This is a genomic window from Methanolapillus millepedarum (genome assembly GCF_032594115.1).
In the GTDB taxonomy this organism is placed as follows: Archaea; Halobacteriota; Methanosarcinia; order Methanosarcinales; family Methanosarcinaceae; genus Methanolapillus; species Methanolapillus millepedarum.
Genome location: NZ_CP131060.1, coordinates 665,642 through 682,739 on the forward strand (window position 1 = coordinate 665,642; position 17,098 = coordinate 682,739).

At 45.8% G+C, this 17,098-nt stretch carries 15 protein-coding genes and 1 tRNA gene; 7 read left to right on the forward strand and 9 right to left on the reverse strand.

Features of this window, described 5'->3' with window-relative positions; genetic code table 11:
• From MsAc7_RS03175 to pepD, 4 genes are all read left to right on the forward strand, one after another.
• Entirely contained in the window at nucleotides 1–708 is a 708-nt protein-coding gene (locus MsAc7_RS03175) for a hypothetical protein (protein WP_338103146.1), read from the forward strand.
• Between the two features lie 294 nt (nucleotides 709–1,002).
• A complete protein-coding gene (locus MsAc7_RS03180; RefSeq protein ID WP_338103147.1) occupies nucleotides 1,003–1,383 on the forward strand; it encodes a hypothetical protein in 381 nt (126 codons plus the stop codon).
• A gap of 245 nt (nucleotides 1,384–1,628) precedes the next feature.
• On the forward strand, nucleotides 1,629–2,240 hold the full coding sequence (locus MsAc7_RS03185) for a DUF2927 domain-containing protein (RefSeq protein WP_338103148.1): 612 nt from the start codon (nucleotides 1,629–1,631) through the stop codon (nucleotides 2,238–2,240).
• Nucleotides 2,241–2,509: 269 nt separating this feature from the next.
• Entirely contained in the window at nucleotides 2,510–3,949 is a 1,440-nt protein-coding gene (gene pepD, locus MsAc7_RS03190) for a beta-Ala-His dipeptidase (RefSeq protein WP_338103458.1), read from the forward strand.
• Nucleotides 3,950–4,111: 162 nt separating this feature from the next.
• Here pepD and MsAc7_RS03195 read toward each other — a convergent pair whose 3' ends face one another.
• The 9 genes from MsAc7_RS03195 to MsAc7_RS03235 all read right to left on the reverse strand — a co-directional run bounded on the left by MsAc7_RS03195 (nucleotide 4,112) and on the right by MsAc7_RS03235 (nucleotide 13,390).
• Nucleotides 4,112–4,243: a hypothetical protein gene (locus tag MsAc7_RS03195; RefSeq protein WP_338103149.1), complete on the reverse strand. Its 132-nt coding sequence runs from the start codon at nucleotides 4,241–4,243 to the stop codon at nucleotides 4,112–4,114.
• Between the two features lie 2 nt (nucleotides 4,244–4,245).
• The gene (locus MsAc7_RS03200; protein WP_338103150.1) at nucleotides 4,246–4,377 is read right to left on the reverse strand and encodes a hypothetical protein; all 132 of its coding nucleotides are present in this window, start codon (nucleotides 4,375–4,377) and stop codon (nucleotides 4,246–4,248) included.
• Between the two features lie 316 nt (nucleotides 4,378–4,693).
• A complete protein-coding gene (gene rpoA2, locus MsAc7_RS03205) occupies nucleotides 4,694–6,130 on the reverse strand; it encodes a DNA-directed RNA polymerase subunit A'' (RefSeq protein ID WP_338103151.1) in 1,437 nt (478 codons plus the stop codon).
• A 2-nt stretch (nucleotides 6,131–6,132) separates the two neighbouring features.
• Nucleotides 6,133–8,784: a DNA-directed RNA polymerase subunit A' gene (locus MsAc7_RS03210; RefSeq protein WP_338103152.1), complete on the reverse strand. Its 2,652-nt coding sequence runs from the start codon at nucleotides 8,782–8,784 to the stop codon at nucleotides 6,133–6,135.
• A complete protein-coding gene (gene rpoB / locus MsAc7_RS03215) occupies nucleotides 8,784–10,613 on the reverse strand; it encodes a DNA-directed RNA polymerase subunit B (protein WP_338103153.1) in 1,830 nt (609 codons plus the stop codon). The genes MsAc7_RS03210 and rpoB overlap by 1 nt, the downstream gene beginning before the upstream one ends.
• A complete protein-coding gene (locus MsAc7_RS03220; protein WP_338103154.1) occupies nucleotides 10,610–12,274 on the reverse strand; it encodes a DNA-directed RNA polymerase subunit B'' in 1,665 nt (554 codons plus the stop codon). Before MsAc7_RS03220 ends, rpoB begins: the two co-directional genes overlap by 4 nt.
• A gap of 181 nt (nucleotides 12,275–12,455) precedes the next feature.
• Complete coding sequence (locus MsAc7_RS03225) at nucleotides 12,456–12,731, reverse strand: hypothetical protein (protein WP_338103155.1); 276 nt, start codon at nucleotides 12,729–12,731, stop codon at nucleotides 12,456–12,458.
• Nucleotides 12,732–12,933: 202 nt separating this feature from the next.
• Nucleotides 12,934–13,179, reverse strand: coding sequence for a DNA-directed RNA polymerase subunit H (locus MsAc7_RS03230; RefSeq protein WP_338103156.1), 246 nt, complete (start codon nucleotides 13,177–13,179; stop codon nucleotides 12,934–12,936).
• A gap of 134 nt (nucleotides 13,180–13,313) precedes the next feature.
• Nucleotides 13,314–13,390, reverse strand: a tRNA-Lys gene (locus tag MsAc7_RS03235).
• 306 nt (nucleotides 13,391–13,696) lie between these two features.
• On the opposite strand from MsAc7_RS03235, the gene MsAc7_RS03240 reads away from it, so the two are divergent.
• From MsAc7_RS03240 to MsAc7_RS03250, 3 genes are all read left to right on the forward strand, one after another.
• Nucleotides 13,697–14,575, forward strand: a complete 879-nt coding sequence (locus MsAc7_RS03240; RefSeq protein WP_338103157.1) for a sulfide/dihydroorotate dehydrogenase-like FAD/NAD-binding protein — start codon at nucleotides 13,697–13,699, stop codon at nucleotides 14,573–14,575.
• A 92-nt stretch (nucleotides 14,576–14,667) separates the two neighbouring features.
• Complete coding sequence (gene gltA / locus MsAc7_RS03245) at nucleotides 14,668–16,116, forward strand: NADPH-dependent glutamate synthase (protein WP_338103158.1); 1,449 nt, start codon at nucleotides 14,668–14,670, stop codon at nucleotides 16,114–16,116.
• Between the two features lie 119 nt (nucleotides 16,117–16,235).
• Complete coding sequence (locus MsAc7_RS03250) at nucleotides 16,236–17,069, forward strand: BRO-N domain-containing protein (protein ID WP_338103159.1); 834 nt, start codon at nucleotides 16,236–16,238, stop codon at nucleotides 17,067–17,069.
• Nucleotides 17,070–17,098: the final 29 nt, after the last annotated feature.

Here is a 17,098-nt window from a genome sequence, read left to right on the forward strand (position 1 = left end):
ATGATTCATATAAACCAAAATATAACTCAAACATTGAATAAACGAAACATCGTTTCTATCATTGAATGTTGTATATTCTCATTTCCTTATATGTTGATTTCATTTTCATTTATATCTATGCTTATATCGGAATTGGTCAGGTTATCAAGGGGGGACCCCGCTTCTTGGCGAACAACATTGATAATAAGTGACATACCTTTTATCTTATGCATCATTCTTATTATTATATTCAACTACTTATTTTATTATGTATTAAAGAAAAAATACAATTTTGAGGCCAATGTTTTCTTTTATGGAATAGGGTTTACTTCATGTTGTGTCATTTCCATCATTTTTATTCAGGCACTCCTTGACAATCCATATGGGAAAGGTATTGATGTGCTTTTGTGGTCTATTTTATACATGCTTTCATTTGTGTTGGTGTATTATTCCTATGCAATTTTGTGCCAAAATGAAAAAAAGGATCATAAGTTTGTTTTACGCTTGTCAATTTTTGTTTTTATTTATTCTTTGATTTTATCAGTTGTAGAAATTGCTTACTTTCGCCCTCCTGTTGCAGGCATCTTGTTGCTCCTTTTAGGTTTATATCTTTTCTTTTGTTTGCTTTTTGAAAAAATCAGACTCAGTGTCCGGGGATTTGCGTGGGTTTTATTTGTGCCAATGTTTATTGTAAATTTGTATGGTTTTTTAACAACACCTTTTATGTAAAATAAGAGCATGGAGTTTTGTATGCCATCTTATCCAATAGGATTGAATAAACAAAACATCGTTTCTGTTGTTGAGTGTTGTATATTATCATTTGTGTAGATCATCACTTTACGCCTTTTTGTATTTGACTTGGTCCATAAATTTTCGTATCATTGGAATATACCATATGTCATATGTGTTCTTTTACTTTTGTTTTTTAATTTTGTTTTTTATTATTTTTTTAAGAAAAAATATCATTTCAAACCGTATGTTTTCTTTTATGGGATAGGATTTACAACGTGCTGTGTTCAAATTATGTTTCAGATTCAGAGACAGTTCAGTTCATATGGAGGAGGCGAGAAATTACTTCCATGGTATATTTTCTATGCGCTTTCCTTTGTTTTATTGTACTACTCATATGCAACTCTACTCCAAACCGGTGAGAAAAAGATCAGTAAGGCTACCTTATGCTTGATGGCGATGACAACTCTTTCTTTCTTAATTCTATTTATTGCAGAAATACTTAAAGGTCGTCTTCCTCTGACTGGTGTTTTTTTATTACTTTTTGGATTGTATTTCTTTGCCTGCTTTACCTCTGAAAAAGTCAGACTTAGTCTTCGAAGACTCGCATGGGCTTTATTTTTACCAATGTTTATTTTAGTTTTTTACGTTTTTTTAGCAGGAGCACCTATGTAAAGAACAAAATGTGAAAGTTTTATATGTCATCTCATTCAATTGTATAAAATAGTCCATTTTGATATGTTTTTCTGACAACACCATTTTTATGAATATTTGATCATTGTTTCAATTCATAATCATACGAGAACATGAAAGTTATGCCATTTCAAAAAAAGATAAACTTCAACAAAATCCTTCTCCTTTTAGGGTTTATTATTGTGATCATTGGACTGATATCCGTTATTTGTTTACAAACAGATGTTATGGATTTTTCGCGGGGTCATGATTTTTATTATTTAAATGACAGCGGTCATTCAGTCGATTTTAAAGATGGTTTGAATTTTATTTATGAGGTACAATTATCCAGAGTTCAAACCGTTGAAAAATGGATGGTACCGATCCGGATAAAATATGAAGGGAATCCGACAAAAGAAGACATTGCCGTCTTAAATAAAGTGATCAAAGATTTCAATAAAATTGACGGATTCCCCGGAATAAAAATTGTCAATAAAGATGAAAATGTTCTTTTAATTTATGCACCCCAAGAAGATTTGCCCGAAATTCAGCAAAAATATCATCTCACAAATTTGACTATTGACAAAGGCGTTTGTCAACGCTTTTCAGAAGACGGAGAAATAAAAAGAGCCATTATCATCATTGAATCAGATGTTGATCAAAAGACTAAAAATAGTGTTGTCTTACATGAGATTTTTCATATGATTGGATTTTATGGTCATTCTGCTCTCAATACAAGTGTCATTAATCAAATCGGAGAATCTGTCCCCAAATTATCGGCCGTCGATACTTTGGCTTTTCAAATGTTGTATTGTCCGGAAATTAAAATCGGAATGACGTATTATGAAATAGATGTTTAGTATCAGGATAAAGAAAGACATGAGTGACATAAATACAAAAAATCATTGAATGTGCATAAATATTTATGATTTCTGATATATTTTATGAAAGGTCAATAAAAATCATTCAAGGAAAAGGAATCCAAATGCAAGACTTCATGTTGAGGTTTGACACCGATTTTAAAAATGTCATCTCTTTTTTTGAAGAAATTTCAAAAATTCCGAGATGCTCCCGACACGAGGAAAAGGTCGCCGATTATTTGGAAAAAACAGGCGCAAATTAGGGATTGGTGACAAAACGGGATAAAAACAACAATGTTATAATCAGCGTTCCGGCGTCTCCGGGATATGAACACTTGGAGACGGTTGTTCTTCAAGCGCATACGGATATGGTCTGCGAAAAAAACGCGGGTCATCCGCATGATTTCTTAAGAGATCCGATCCGATTGGTCTATAAAACAGTCAATGGTGTCCGTTTTGTCTCCGCTGACGGAACAACGTTGGGCGCTGACAATGGAATCGGCGTCGCGTACGCGCTTGCGGCCGCATGCGACGGTGTCTGCCGTCCGCCTCTGGAGTTGCTTCTCACGACGGATGAAGAAGAAGGTCTGACCGGTGCTCAAAATTTGAGTCCGGATTTTGTATCCGGGCGGTATTTGCTGAATTTGGATTCCGAAACGGAGGGGACAATTATTGCCGGCTGCGCGGGCGGCGTTTCCGTCTCCTTAAAGAAGTCGTTTGACCCTTATTTCATGGATGAGAAACACGCCGCACAGTTTTCATTTTATACGATTCAAATTTCGGGACTTGCGGGCGGGCACTCCGGAACCGATATCAATAAACCGCGTGCAAGCGCCAATGTGATTTTGGCAAAAATTTTGGCATCCGTTGCCGGCAAAATGGAAAGCTCCGAGCTGGAATTCCGGTTGATTGAAATGACGGGCGGAAGCGTTCACAACGCCATCGCTCGGGAAGCGTCGTGCGCTTTTATGACAGATATTCCGTTTGAAACGATCGAGCGGTGTGTTTTCGATTTCCAAACGGCTGTTGTGAATGATTGTTCTTTTGACGAGCCGGATTTACAAATCTGCCTCGTCAAATGTGATTTTCCGGAGATGGTTCGGAAATATGAAATACCGGAAAAAAAGTCTCATGTTCCGGTTTTAACGACCAAAAATTCGAGCCGGATTATTTCTCTTCTTTTAAGTATTCCGCATGGCGTTTTTGAAATGTCCGATAAAATTCCCGGCCTTGTCTTGTTGTCCGGAAATTTCGCGGTTGTCCGGTCTGAATTTTCGGCAGCGGACGATGAAGAAGATGGAAACGTCAAAGGAAAAATAAAAATCATTTATAATTTACGTTCCGGAAATGAAGTGAAACTCAAAGAAAAAACGAAAGACTTGATGAATATCGGAAAGAAATATGATTTTCATGCGTCTGTTTTCAGCAGTTATAAGCCATGGGAGCCGGATTTAAACGCGCCCCTTTTGAAAATGTGTCGAAATGTCTACCAAGAAACTTTTCAAAAAGAACCGATTGTTTCAGCGATTCATGCCGGTCTTGAATGCGGCGCCTTTGTTCGGATTTATCCGGGCATGCAAATGATTTCGATCGGCCCCGATATAATCGACGCGCATTCACCGGACGAGACACTTGATTTGGATTCGTCGGCGCGTGTTTGGACGTTTATCAAAGCGATTTTGGGAAAATTTGAGTTTAAAAAGGGTTGACATTATTGTTTTCGGGCGGGTGGCCGCGCGCGCTATGGCGACACATTTTCATTTTGATTTTTAAAAAATCAGGGTGCGATTTTAAAAGATATTCGAGAGAAGGTCCGTTTCTGATTGCATCTGCTGTTTTCTATTTTCAGTCTGCACCTGCTGTTTCCACTTTCAGATTGCATCTGCTGTTTCTATTTTGCAGCTTGCACCTGCTGTTTCTATTTTGCAGCTTGCACCTGCTGTTTCTATTTTGCAGCTTGCACCTGCTGTTTCTATTTTGCAGCTTGCATCTGCTGTTTCCACTTTCAGGTTGCACCTGCTGTTTCTATTTTGCAGCTTGCACCTGCTGTTTCTATTTTGCAGCTTGCACCTGCTGTTTCTATTTTGCAGCTTGCACCTGCTGTTTCTATTTTGCAGCTTGCATCTGCTGTTTCCACTTTCAGGTTGCACCTGCTGTTTCTATTTTGCAGCTTGCACCTGCTGTTTGCTGTTCTAGTTGCATCTAACTTTCATCACATCCGCAAAACACGGACGCAACGCGTCCGGTTTTGCGGGAGGGGTTGCTTGCCTCAAAAATAGAAATCGATGAGCGATCATTGAAAAAATAAAAAAGACAAAAACTGCATTTTCCAGACATCATTTTAAAATGGATGCCATAACGCGCGCGAATGCCGCTGCGCCAAACCAAAAAAAAACCAAAAAAAAACCAAAAAAAACCGAAGAAATTCTATTTCTTCGGCTCAAAACAATGGTTTAACTTTTCTTCGGGCGCCCGCGTTTCTTTTTGGGTTCCTCAGCCTCGGCTTCTTCTTCGAATTCCTCAAGCTCTTCTTCAATCTCTTCCAAAAGCTCAATTTCTTCTTCGATAATCTCCGCGGCTTCCTCGATTTCTTCAATCAATTCTTCCTCAGCCTTCTTTTTGGATTTGGATACTTCAACCTTCTTTTCAGCTTTTTCATCCTTCTTTCCGGCCTTGGATTTTCCTTTCTGCGGACCCGACGCGTCGCTGAGTTTTCGGGAAACCAAGCGAATGTCGCCCGTTCCCATCTTAATCGGCTGTCCGACGATGACGTTTTCCGTCACGCCGGCCAAATCATCGACGTTGCCGCGCATACCGGCGTCAAGCAAATGATTCACCGTCACTTCAAAAGCGGCTCTCGCGAAAACACTGGCCTTCTCACCGGAAATACCGTGACGGCCGATTTGCTTCACTTCACCGTCGCTCGTCATCAAATCAGCGACAAGCATAATGTGACGAATATCAACGTTCAAACCCTGCTCACGCAGCGTGTTCGTCGCTTCCGTAATAATCGCGTTTCTTGCGGCCTCGATTCCGAAAACCGTGTAAATTTCGCTGATGTTGTTCGTCGTCGTCCGGCGCATATCAACGCCTTCGATTTCGATAATGTCGCTCAGAGCTGAACCTTCGGTGTAAAGAACATATTCATCGCTGTCGTTGCTCTTTCGAATCACGACACGTTTGATGTCGTCAATTCCCTTGAGGGTGACATCGTGAATCTTCTTGGCCAACTGAAGCAAGTCGCGGTAGCGCTGGTCCTTGGGCGTTAAGTCAATCTGAAGCGTATTTTCATTCTCATCAATGTCCGCGTCGGAAATTTTGTCCCTGAAATGCGCGACAACGTCGTCGAAATTGATTTCACGCTTCAACATGTTCTTTTCGTTCACATTGATGACAATTTTCATTTGAGCCAAATCAGTCGTCACCGACGCGATTTGATCGATTTTAGTCGCCTCAATGCTCCATGCCACCTTTTGAGCTTTGTCCCGGTCAAACGCGAAATCAACTTCGCCGTTTGCCAAATCCCGGTTGTTGCTCAAATAAATCGTCATCGTCGGCGTACTCGGAATCTTGCGGGCGTCCACGATTTCAATCAAACGCGGCAAACCAAGCGTAACGTTAATTTCAGCCACACCGGCGTAGTGGAACGTTCTCATCGTCATCTGCGTACCCGGTTCTCCAATCGACTGCGCCGCAACGACGCCGGCCGCGTCACACGGCTCAATTTTGGACAACTGATAGCCTTTCATCACACGGTCAATAACGTCCAAGAGCTGCTTTTCCGTCGGGTCCGTCGCCGTCGCGTCCTCCAAAATCGTATCAATGATATTCTTCGGAAGCGGAAGGTTACAAACCATACCGTTCATTTTGTCTGCGGATAATTTTGCCATGCTCAGACCTCCTTTTTGGTGACCGTGCGGAAGATACGGTGAACGGCTTCCGGTTTTGAGAAGTCGCTTTTCGTCGGGTCAATACCGTCTTCACCGTACACAAACTGAACAATCACGCCGCGCGTGTCCCGGACGGTCCAGTCGTGCTGAACCTCAAGGTCCTGAAGCGCGTTCACAAGCCGCCGCTGGAGATAACCGGACTGAGACGTACGGACGGCCGTGTCGACCAATCCTTCACGACCGCCGATGGCGTGGAAGAAATATTCAGTCGGGTTAAGACCGCTCTTATAACTGGATTTCACGAACCCGTGTGCAGGGGCACCCAAGTCTTTGCGTTCAAAGTGCGGAAGCGTCCGTTCACGGTAACCTCTGTTGATTCTGGCGCCACGAACCGCCTGCTGGCCGACACAAGCCGCCATCTGCGTAATGTTCAAAATAGAACCACGAGCGCCTGAGCGCGCCATCATCGCCGCCGGATTTTCAAGACCCATGTGCGCGTCCGCAATCTTTCCGGACTTGTCACGGGCTTTACCAAGCTCTTGCATGATTCTCATTTCAATCGTTTCATCCAATGTTCTTCCCGGAAGCGGTTCAAGTTCTTCGGCCTCATACGCCCGGATCAAATCCTGAACGGACTGCTCGGCCGTTGACAACGCCATGGTGATTTGAGCTTTGGCTTCCGTCGGAATATCTTCATCGGCAATACCGAAACTGAGACCTGTTCTCATGACCGCGCGAATCGCCAATTTGGTCACGTCGTCAACGAACTGAGCGCCGCGGGTGGTTCCGTATTCTTTAATAATCGTGTCCAGAATCTTTCCTTTAAAGGCACCCATCGCCATTTCGTCAATGGTTCCCGTGAGAAGTTCGCCGTCTTCAATAACGACATAGGCGTCATTTTTCTTGTCTTCCTCAACGTCTTTCGTTCCGACTTCCGAGGAGAAGGACACATTGAGCCCGTCCGGCAAAATCTGGCTGAAAATCTGTTTTCCGGTCCAGTACGGATTTCCGGCTTCATCCGCGCCGGCCGGCGCCGGAAGTTCGCGAATATCCGTTTTTCGGAGCAAGTCAAGCGCATCGTCTTTGTTGATGCGGCTTGTCACCGGATTGTCTTTTCGGGTCAAGAGGAACATTCCCGAAATGTGGTCGTGGATACCGCCGACAATCGGGCCGCCGAAACGCGGGGACAAAATGTTTTCCTGAACCTGAAGCAAAATTTTCGCTTCGGCGCGCGCTTCTTCGGTTTGAAGAACGTGCATGTTCATTTCGTCGCCGTCAAAGTCGGCGTTATACGGCGGGCAAACCGCCGGGTTCATACGGAATGTTTTTCCGTCCAAAACTTTCACGCTGTGCGCCATAATACTCATTTTGTGAAGAGACGGCTGACGGTTAAAGAGGACGACGTCGTTGTCGCGCAGATGGCGTTCGACAATCCATCCGAACTCCAGCTTCTCGCACAAATCTTCGGCGTTGATGTCCGTAATCTTAATACGGCCGCCGTCGGAACGAATCACGTAATTCGCGCCCGGATAGTTGTCCTGCCCGCGGCGGATGTGTTCTTTTAAGAACTCAATGTTTCTTTCCGTTACGTGTTCCGGAATGGTCAAAATCAAGGCAATCGCCAGCGGAACACCCACTTCGTTAATGCTCAAATCCGGGTCCGGCGAAATAACCGTACGGGCGGAGAAGTTGACACGCTTACCGGACAAACTGCCTCTGAAACGGCCTTCTTTTCCTTTCAAACGCTGGGAAAGCGTCTTTAAAGGCCGACCGGATCTGTGGCGGGCCGGCGGAATTCCGGAAACCGAATTGTCAAAGAACGTGGTCACGTGGTACTGGAGCAGTTCCCATAAGTCCTCAATAATCAACTGCGGAGCTCCGGCGTCTCTGTTTTCCTGGAATCGCTGATTGATTCGGATGATGTCAACCAACTTGTGCGTCAAGTCGTCTTCACTGCGCTGTCCGGACTCCAGTGTAATCGACGGACGGACCGTTACCGGCGGAACCGGAAGAACAGTCAGAATCATCCATTCCGGCCGGGCGTTTTCAGGATCCATGCCGATCACACGAATGTCTTCGTCCGGAATGTTTTCGAAGCGGTCGCGGATTTCGGTCGGCGTCAAACGCTCGCCGTTTTCGATGTACTCGGTCGGCTTTTCGAATTTGATTTCGCTTTGCTCGGCGCCGCAGTACGGACATTCTTTGACTTTGCTGGCTTCTTTGTAAACCTCATTGATCAAGTCATCCGGCATGTGTCCGATTTCCTGCAAGGATTTCAGGTACGCCAAATAATCGTCCTTTTTATTTTCTTCCAGGAGGAGACGGCTGCATTTGCAGCAGACGGACCGGAGAAGTTTTCGAATCGTCTTGTTAAAACCGACGTGAATCACCGGAACGACCAATTCAATGTGGCCGAAGTGTCCCGGACATTCGCCTGCCTTTGAGTGGCAGGTTTTGCATTTGAGTCCCGGGTCAATCACACCAAGGCGGGTGTCCATCAATCCCATCTCAATCGGAAAACCGTCCTCATCATACGTGTCGGCGGTAATCACGTTGGTTGCGCTCATCGCCCGGATTTCTTTGGGAGAAAGCAAACCGAATTTAATCGCGGAGATTCTTTTCGGAATCTGTAAAACTCTTTTCGTCGGAATCATTATACCGCATCCTCAAGTTGTAATCTCGGGGCAACGCCGAGAGATTTAATTTCGTCGAGCAACAGCTTAAACGAGTAACTCATTTCGACCAGGTAAATATCGGTGTCCGCACCGCAGTTCGGACAGACCGCGAGATTTCTTTGTTTGTCAAACGTCGCAATCATACCGCAGTTGCTGCACACGAATTCTTCATCCTTGTCGGACTCTTCCAATAAGCGCTCCTTCAAACACATGGCGGCACCGTGGCCGACCAAAACGTCGCGCTCCATTTCTCCGAAACGCAGACCGCCTTCACGGGCGCGTCCTTCCGTCGGCTGGCGGGTGAGCACTTGAACCGGACCGCGGGACCGGGCGTGCATTTTGGAAGTGACCATGTGGTGCAGCTTCTGGTACAAAATAACGCCGACGAACACATCGGCCGGAATCATTTTTCCGGTCACGCCGTCGTAAAAGATTTCTTTCCCGGTGTGAGCGAATCCATGAGCTGCCAACGATTTTCGGAGTTTATCCTCATTGTCGCCGCCCTCGGCCGCCGCAAAAGCGGTGGCGTCAATCCGGCGTCCTTCAATTGAACCGACTTTTCCGCCAATCATTTCCAGAACGTGTCCGACCGTCATACGGGACGGGATAGCGTGAGGATTAATCATCAAATCGGGTGTGAGGCCCGATTCCGTAAACGGCATGTCGGCAATGTTGACTTTCAGGCCGATCACCCCTTTCTGACCGTGACGGGACGCGAATTTGTCGCCGATGTCGGGGATTCTTTCGTCACGCACTTTCACTTTCGCAAGCCGGGTTCCGTTGATGGATTCTGTCAGAATAACGGTGTCAACGACACCTTTTTCATTGGAACGCATCGTCACCGAACTTTCACGGCGCTGATGTCCGAATCCGGCGTCAAGACCCGCGTTTTCTTCCAAAAATCTCGGCGGGCTTGTTTTTCCGATTAAAACGGCGTTTGGCGCGGCGTAAGTTTCCGGGTTCACAAGACCGTCTTCATCGAGTTCCGCATATGCTTCAGCGCTTCGGGCGCCGCGGTATTCCGAGTCCGGAATTTCAAACTTGTCTTCCTGTCCGCCCGGATAACGGCGTTCTTCGCCTTCAAACGTTCGGAGGAAGTGGCTGCGCCCGAGACCGCGCTCAATGGACCCTCTGTTGAACACAAGCGCGTCTTCAATGTTGTAGCCTTCGTAAGACAAAATAGCGACCACGAAGTTTTGGCCGGCCGGCCGTTCGTCAAATCCGATGGATTCGCACGTTTGCGTGTAGGTCATCGCTTTTTGCGGATAGTGGAGAATGTTGGCGCGGGTGTCGGGACGAAGTTTGTGGTTGGCGGAAGAAACACCGATACACTGTTTAATCATCGCGGCGCCCATTGTACATCTCGGAGCGGCGTTGTGTTCCGGATACGGAATCATGCCGGTACAAATACCCAAAATCAAGTCGGGCGACAGTTCCATGTGGGAATGTTTGGGCGTTAAATCCCGTTCCCGAAGGGCGATGTAGGTGTTTTCTTCTTCCTCGGCGTCCAAGTATTCGACAAATCCCATGTCGATTAAATCATCAAAGGTCAACTCGCCGTTTCTTAATTTTTCCACGTGTTCGTTGGTGACAAGCGGCTTTCCGTTTTCGATTACCAGGAGCGGTCTTCGGGCACGTCCGATGTCGGTTGAAATAATCACTTCTTTGGTGTGTTCCAAATAGGCGACGTTGACTTGTTTGGAACAACGTCCTTCGCGCCGGGCGTCTCGAATGTTGGACACGAGCGCTTCGGGATCTTCATGCGTTCCGATCAATTCGCCGTCTAAAAATATCTTTGCTTTCATCATTCGTCCATTCCCCCATCGTAATCCATGCCGCCCAAGAAGTCATCGACGTCGTCGGCCGGACGGGATCCGCCGGAACCATGGTCATCATCGGTAAAGTCTTCCGGTTTTTTAGCGCCGGCTTTTTCTTCAAATTCGCTTTCAAATTCTTCCTTTTCACGGTCATCGTATTTGACCGCTACAATTTCCGGCTGGATGAATTGGAATTTCTCAACGCCCAAACTGTAAAGCATCTGCTTGATGGGTTCAACGTCGTCGGTTCCGGTTGACAGCTCCACCATTTCGGCAAAGTTTTTCACGAGACCGCAGTTGGGTCCTTCCGGCGTTTCCGACGGGCACAGCCGTCCCCACTGGGTCGGATGCAAGTCACGGGCCTCGAAGTGAGGCTGAGCGCGGGAAAGCGGAGAAATCACACGGCGTAAGTGGGATAGAGTGGAAATGTGGTCGTTGCGGTCCAGCAGCTGGGAAACTCCTGTCCGTCCGCCGACCCAGTTTCCGGTGGCCAGCGGGTGCTGGAGCCGGTCAGTCAGAACGTCAGCGCGGACAATCGTTGCCACGTTTAATTCGCGGTTACGCATGTTGGCACGTTCCAGCTGATATTTAATGTCGCGGGACAGGCGGTTAAAAGAGACACGGAAAAGGTCTTCCATCAAGTCGCCGGCCAGTTTCAACCGTTTGTTTGAGTAGTGGTCTTTGTCGTCTTCGTTTCTTTTGCCCAACGCCAGTTCAAAACAGGATTCGGCCATTCGGGCCAAGAAGTTGGCCTTTGAAATACGGTCCTCGGGCCGGTCTCCCAGGTGCGGAAGGAGGTAGCGGTCCAAAACGTAATTCGCGCGCTTGATTTGATATTCCCGGGCTTGTCCGGCAGCGACACGGATACCGATTTTTTCAATCGCGGCTTGCATCGTGTCCACTTCCGCTTCGTCCAAGTTTTCAAGCATGAATTTCACGATTTCAGGGTCGTTTGAAACGGCGGTCACGATATCTTGGTCGGTGACAATGCCGAGAGCGCGAATCAATGTGATAAAATTGAGGCGTCCGGTGATGGACGGGAAAGACACTTCCAAAAGAGACTTGCGGCCGCGTTCGACAACGACCAAAGCGCGGTATCCTTTCTTTTGGGAGAAGACTTTTGCCACTTCGATTTTGTCGCCGTAGCGCTCGCCATATTCGGTCAAAATTTTGTTCGGCGCCAAGTCTTCAAGCGTCATCACGACGCGCTCGGTACCGCCGACGATAAAGTATCCGCCGCAGTCCAACGGGTCTTCGCCGTGTTTGATTTTTTCTTCGTCGCTCATCCCGATTAAGTTGCAAACTTTGGACTTGAGCATGATCGGCAGTTGTCCGATGTTTGCCTCGGTCGGCTCATCGTAGTTTTCAATGCCGTCTTTAATCACGGTCATTTGCAGGTAAAGAGGCGCGGAATAAGACAAGTTGCGCAGACGCGCTTCATTCGGATAAAGCGGCTCAATCGCGCCGTCGGCTTCTTTGACGACCGGTGTTTCCACACGGATTTTGCCGAGCTTGAGGTAGGTTCCTTCAATATCGGTTTCAATAATTTTCTGCTCATCGATGATCTTTTGAAGTCCCGTGTCTAAGAACTTGTTAAAAGAATCGATATGATGCTGGACGATTTTCTCCTGGGTGAAATAATATTTCGCCAAGGTACGCGTATCTAATGTAATAGTTAGCACCTTCTTTGATTTTTAGATAGTCTTCCCAAGCCTTTTTTCAAAGCTTCGGACGATTGTTCAATGTCGATACAAATGTTTTTTGAATTAATTTTTATCAATTGATTTGATAAACGTGATCGTGTTGATTGAAAATTTTGTTCAGGATTTACAATCATGATAACCTGAGTTCTGGGGCAGATGTGCGTGTGTGTTTTGCCGCGAGTTGCCCGGATGTCCGAATCGGACCTGGTGTCGAATAATATTTGGACGGCGTTTTTTTGAAAGATTGCGTTTTGAATGCCGTAAAAATCGGTTCGTTTTTTGTTTTTCGGAGCAAGATGCATTTCGATAAAAAAGATTGATGAACTTTTTCAACTCTCTGTAACGCGGCACCGTAATCGGCTGCCGATTCGTAGATCTGAGGCGTTGTCTTATGAAAGGCAATCATTTTGTGTCCGAATGAGTTCAAAATTTTGAAAATATCAAATGGAATCGCTTAACAAAAACGAGTCAAAACCGGTCTTTCAAAACGCAAAACGCGTCAAAAACGTGTTGCTTTTTAAAAACATCTTCAGAACGTTTCAAAAAGGGAAGCAAACGCGATTTTTGGTGTGTGAGCGGATTTGATTGACAGCTTTGGTTGTGATTGTTTATTCGATGACATCGATGACAAGGCGGTAGTACAGAGCCTCCGTCGCCGTTTGGCTTTTTCTGGTAATTTTGACGACGTCGCCTAACTTAGCCCCGATTTCGTTGACGATCGGGTCATCCACACGGATTTTGGGCAACTGCTCTTTTTCAATGGAATATTTCAAAAGCAATTCGGCCACCTCGTCGTCGTCAATGATCTCATGATGCGGGACCGATTCATGATCAAGCAGTTTAAACTTTGTCAAATCGTTCTCCTCCCGGAAAAATGGTTTATTGTACATGTTTTAAAGACGAATGCGTAATTTTTGTATCAAATCTTTTATCAATTTTTAAAAAATTCGCGAGGATTCCATCTTGCGTGTCAAACATGTCAAAAAAATGGCGGGCCCATAGGGATTTGAACCCTAGGCCGACTGGTTAAAAGCCAGTCGCTCTTCCTGGCTGAGCTATGGGCCCCGAATGGTGATTGTATCTGTTCTGAAGTAGAACCTACAAACATATTTGTCGTATTTATACGTTTTGGCTTGGACAGGGTTTCGTCGATTTTTGACAGATGAGATATATATAGAACGACAAACAAATTCGAAAAAAACCAAAAAATCGGTAACTTATTTAACGCATGACTTAAGTTTAGACACGTTTTTATCCATCATTTCAACAAAATCAAAAACCAAATTAACAGAGTAGAAATCATAATTTTAAATTTGTCAGATTTATCGGATTTATAATTTATCGGATTTATATATTCAGTCGTGATGAAAAATGCCTTTTAAAATTTTAGAAAAAGAAGAGTTGGCGACCGGCGTCTTTAAAATGGTCATTGACGCGCCGGACGTCGCAAAAGCTGCCAAAGCCGGCCAGTTTGTGATGGTCCGGACTTTTGCGGACAGCGAAAGAATTCCGCTCACCATCGCGGACTTTGATTCAAAAACCGGGACAATCACCATGGCGGTTCAGGCGCTTGGGAAGGGAACCAAACAGTTAACGAAACTGATACCCGGCGACAATATCGCTGATTTTACGGGTCCGCTCGGAACGCCGGCGGACGTTAAAAAAATCGGAACGGTCATTTTAGTCGGCGGCGGCGTCGGTATCGCGCCGATTTATCCGCAAATCCGAGCTTATAAGGAAGCCGGAAACCGAGTGATTTCAATCATCGGCGCCCGAAATAAAGGGCTTCTGATGATGGAAAAGGAATTTGAAGAAGAAAGCGACGAATTTTATGTGACGACTGATGATGGTTCCAAAGGTCACCACGGTTTTGTGACCGACGTTGTCAAGCAACTTTTGGACAAAGAACGCGCCGGCGAATACAACGGTCCCAAAATCGGACGGGTGGTTGTCATCGGTCCGCCGATTCTGATGAAAGTCGCGACCAACATGATGGCGGCATATCCGGATGTGGAAATTATTGTCAGCATCAACTCCATGATGGTGGACGGCACCGGCATGTGCGGCGGCTGCCGTGTGATGGTGGGCAGCGTTCCGAAATTCGCGTGCGTTGACGGTCCCGAATTTGACGGACGGCTGGTCGATTTTGACACCGTGATGAACCGGCTGATGATTTACAAAAAAGAAGAAACGGAAGCCTCTAAAAAATATGATGAAGAATGCGAAGGCGGCATTTGTTCTAAACTTTAAAAGATTGGAAATTTGAGATTGATTTTTACATTTACAATTTACTTTCAATATTATTTTACTTTCAGTTTGACGATTAAAACAGGATGAAATTTATGGTGGAAGCGAAAAAACCGAACAAAGCCGGCCGCATGGGAATGCCCGAGCAGCCGGCAACGGTTCGGAAAAACAATTTTGACGAGGTGGCGCTCGGCTATTCCAAAGAACAAGCGATGGCGGAGGCGTCCCGCTGCATTCAATGCCGGGTTCCGCGTTGTGTGGAAGGCTGTCCGGTCAACATCAATATTCCGGCGTTTATCAAATTCATTGCCGAAGGCAAGACGGAAGAGGCGGCGGAAAAGATTTTTGAGACGAATTTGCTTCCCGCGATTTGCGGGCGGGTGTGTCCCCAGGAAACACAATGTGAAGAACTATGCGTTCTCGGGAAGAAGGGAGAGCCGATTGCGATCGGCCGATTGGAACGCTATGCAGCTGACGATGTCCGAAAATCCGGCAAAAGCTGCAAAATCGGAGACGGATCCGATAAATCTTCCGGCTGCAAAGCAGCGCCGACCAAAAAGAAAGTGGCGGTTATCGGTTCCGGGCCGGCCGGACTGACGGCGGCAGCCGATTTGGCGAAAATGGGGTACGATGTAACGATGATGGAATCGCTTCACCTGCCGGGCGGTGTTTTAACCTACGGCATCCCAAGTTTCCGTCTTCCGAAAGACATCGTGGCGAATGAAATCAACGATGTTTTAGATTTGGGCGTTACTTTAAAAACAGATTATGTGGTCGGCCGGATTAAAACGTTGGATGAGATCGCCGACGAATACGACGCCGTCTTTTTGGGAACCGGCGCCGGCCTTCCGAACTTCATGGGCATTGAAGGCGAAAATTTAAACGGTGTTTATTCCGCGAACGAATTTTTAACGCGCGTCAACCTGATGAAAGCGTATCAGGAAGGCTCAAACACGATGATTAAGAAAGGAAAGCGCGTGGTTGTGGTGGGCGGCGGCAATGTCGCGATGGACGCCGCGCGTTCGGCTTTGCGCTTGGGCGCCGACAAAGTGACCATCGTTTACCGAAGAAGCGACACCGAACTTCCGGCGCGCCGGGAAGAAATCGAACACGCCAAACACGAAGGCATCGACTTTTGTTTCCTGTCCAATCCGACCAAAATTATCGGCGATTACGGTGACGGAACCCCGCAAAACCGCAAGTTTGACGTCAAAGCGGTTGAATGTATAAAAATGGAACTGGGCGAACCTGACGCGTCCGGGCGGAGAAGTCCGGTTCCGGTCAAAGGTTCCGAGTTCTTGATTGATGCGGACGTGGTGATTATCGCGATTGGAACATCGCCGAATCCCTTGATTTACCGGGGCGCAAGCGGTGTCGACCAAACAAAATACGGAACGGTTGTCGTCAACGATCAACTGCAAACCACCAAACCGAATGTGTTTGCAGGCGGCGACGTCGTGACCGGCGCGGCAACCGTCATTTCGGCGATGGGGGCCGGGAAAAAGGCGGCCAAAGAAATCGATGAGTTTTTGAAAAACAAATAATTATCGAATCGAATTTTTTTACTCAATAATATTTATTCGTTATTAAGTATTTAATCAGATTCAATATTATTCAAAGCAATTTAAAAAGATTTATTAAGAATATAATCAAAGCAAAAGGCATGAGCAGCATTAAACTTTTTGAGAATAAGCAAGTGAGAGTTGTTTGGAATGACATTGAAGAAAAGTGGTATTTCTCTGTCCAAGACGTTGTCGAATTATTGACAGAGAGTACAGATGTCAAACAATACATTAAACGCATGCTGAGCCGAAATGAACAACTTAAAATCAACTGGGGTACAATTTGTACCCTGATTGAAATGAGGGCATCCGATGGCAAAATTCGAAAAATACAAGCCGCGGATACCCAGGGACTTTTGCGCATTATTCAATCCATCCCCTCCCCCAAAGCAGAACCATTTAAGCTTTGGTTGGCTCGAGTCGGTTCCGAACGGCTGGAAGAAATTGAAAATCCTGAACTGGCCGTAGAAAGAGCGCGTACGTTGTATCAATTAAAAGGGTATCCAGAAGATTGGATTGAAAAGCGTATGCGAAGCATCGCGATTCGAGAAGAACTCACAGATGAATGGGAAAAACACGGTGTTCAAGAAAAGAGAAATTATGCGATTTTAACAGCCGAGATTTCAAAAGCCACCTTTGATCTGACACCGTCAGAACATAAGGAAATTAAGGGCCTGAAAAATCAAAACTTAAGAGACCACATGACCGATTTGGAGCTTGTCTTTTCAATGCTTGGAGAAGCTTCGACGACAGCTATTATCAAAACAAAAAATCCGAACGGATTCAAAGCGAATAAAGAGTCGGCAAAACAAGGCGGAAAAATTGCCGGCAATGCCCGAGAAGCTCTTGAAAAAGAAACCGGTGAAAAGGTTGTATCAGAAAAAAATTATCTGCCGGAAATAAAAACAAAAAAGTTGAATCAGAAAAAGGAATAAACTCTGAAAATTAATCAACAAAAAATTTA

Excerpts from the sequence above, each read along its gene's own strand:
- MsAc7_RS03175 (WP_338103146.1), top strand. The coding sequence starts at position 1 with ATGATTCATATAAACCAAAATATAACTCAAACATTGAATAAACGAAAC.
- MsAc7_RS03180 (WP_338103147.1), top strand. The coding sequence starts at position 1,003 with ATGTTTCAGATTCAGAGACAGTTCAGTTCATATGGAGGAGGCGAGAAA.
- MsAc7_RS03185 (WP_338103148.1), top strand. The coding sequence starts at position 1,629 with ATGGATTTTTCGCGGGGTCATGATTTTTATTATTTAAATGACAGCGGT.
- rpoA2 (WP_338103151.1), bottom strand. The coding sequence starts at position 6,130 with ATGGCAAAATTATCCGCAGACAAAATGAACGGTATGGTTTGTAACCTT.
- MsAc7_RS03210 (WP_338103152.1), bottom strand. The coding sequence starts at position 8,784 with ATGATTCCGACGAAAAGAGTTTTACAGATTCCGAAAAGAATCTCCGCG.
- rpoB (WP_338103153.1), bottom strand. The coding sequence starts at position 10,613 with ATGATGAAAGCAAAGATATTTTTAGACGGCGAATTGATCGGAACGCAT.
- MsAc7_RS03225 (WP_338103155.1), bottom strand. The coding sequence starts at position 12,731 with ATGATTGCCTTTCATAAGACAACGCCTCAGATCTACGAATCGGCAGCC.
- MsAc7_RS03240 (WP_338103157.1), top strand. The coding sequence starts at position 13,697 with ATGCCTTTTAAAATTTTAGAAAAAGAAGAGTTGGCGACCGGCGTCTTT.
- gltA (WP_338103158.1), top strand. The coding sequence starts at position 14,668 with ATGGTGGAAGCGAAAAAACCGAACAAAGCCGGCCGCATGGGAATGCCC.
- MsAc7_RS03250 (WP_338103159.1), top strand. The coding sequence starts at position 16,236 with ATGAGCAGCATTAAACTTTTTGAGAATAAGCAAGTGAGAGTTGTTTGG.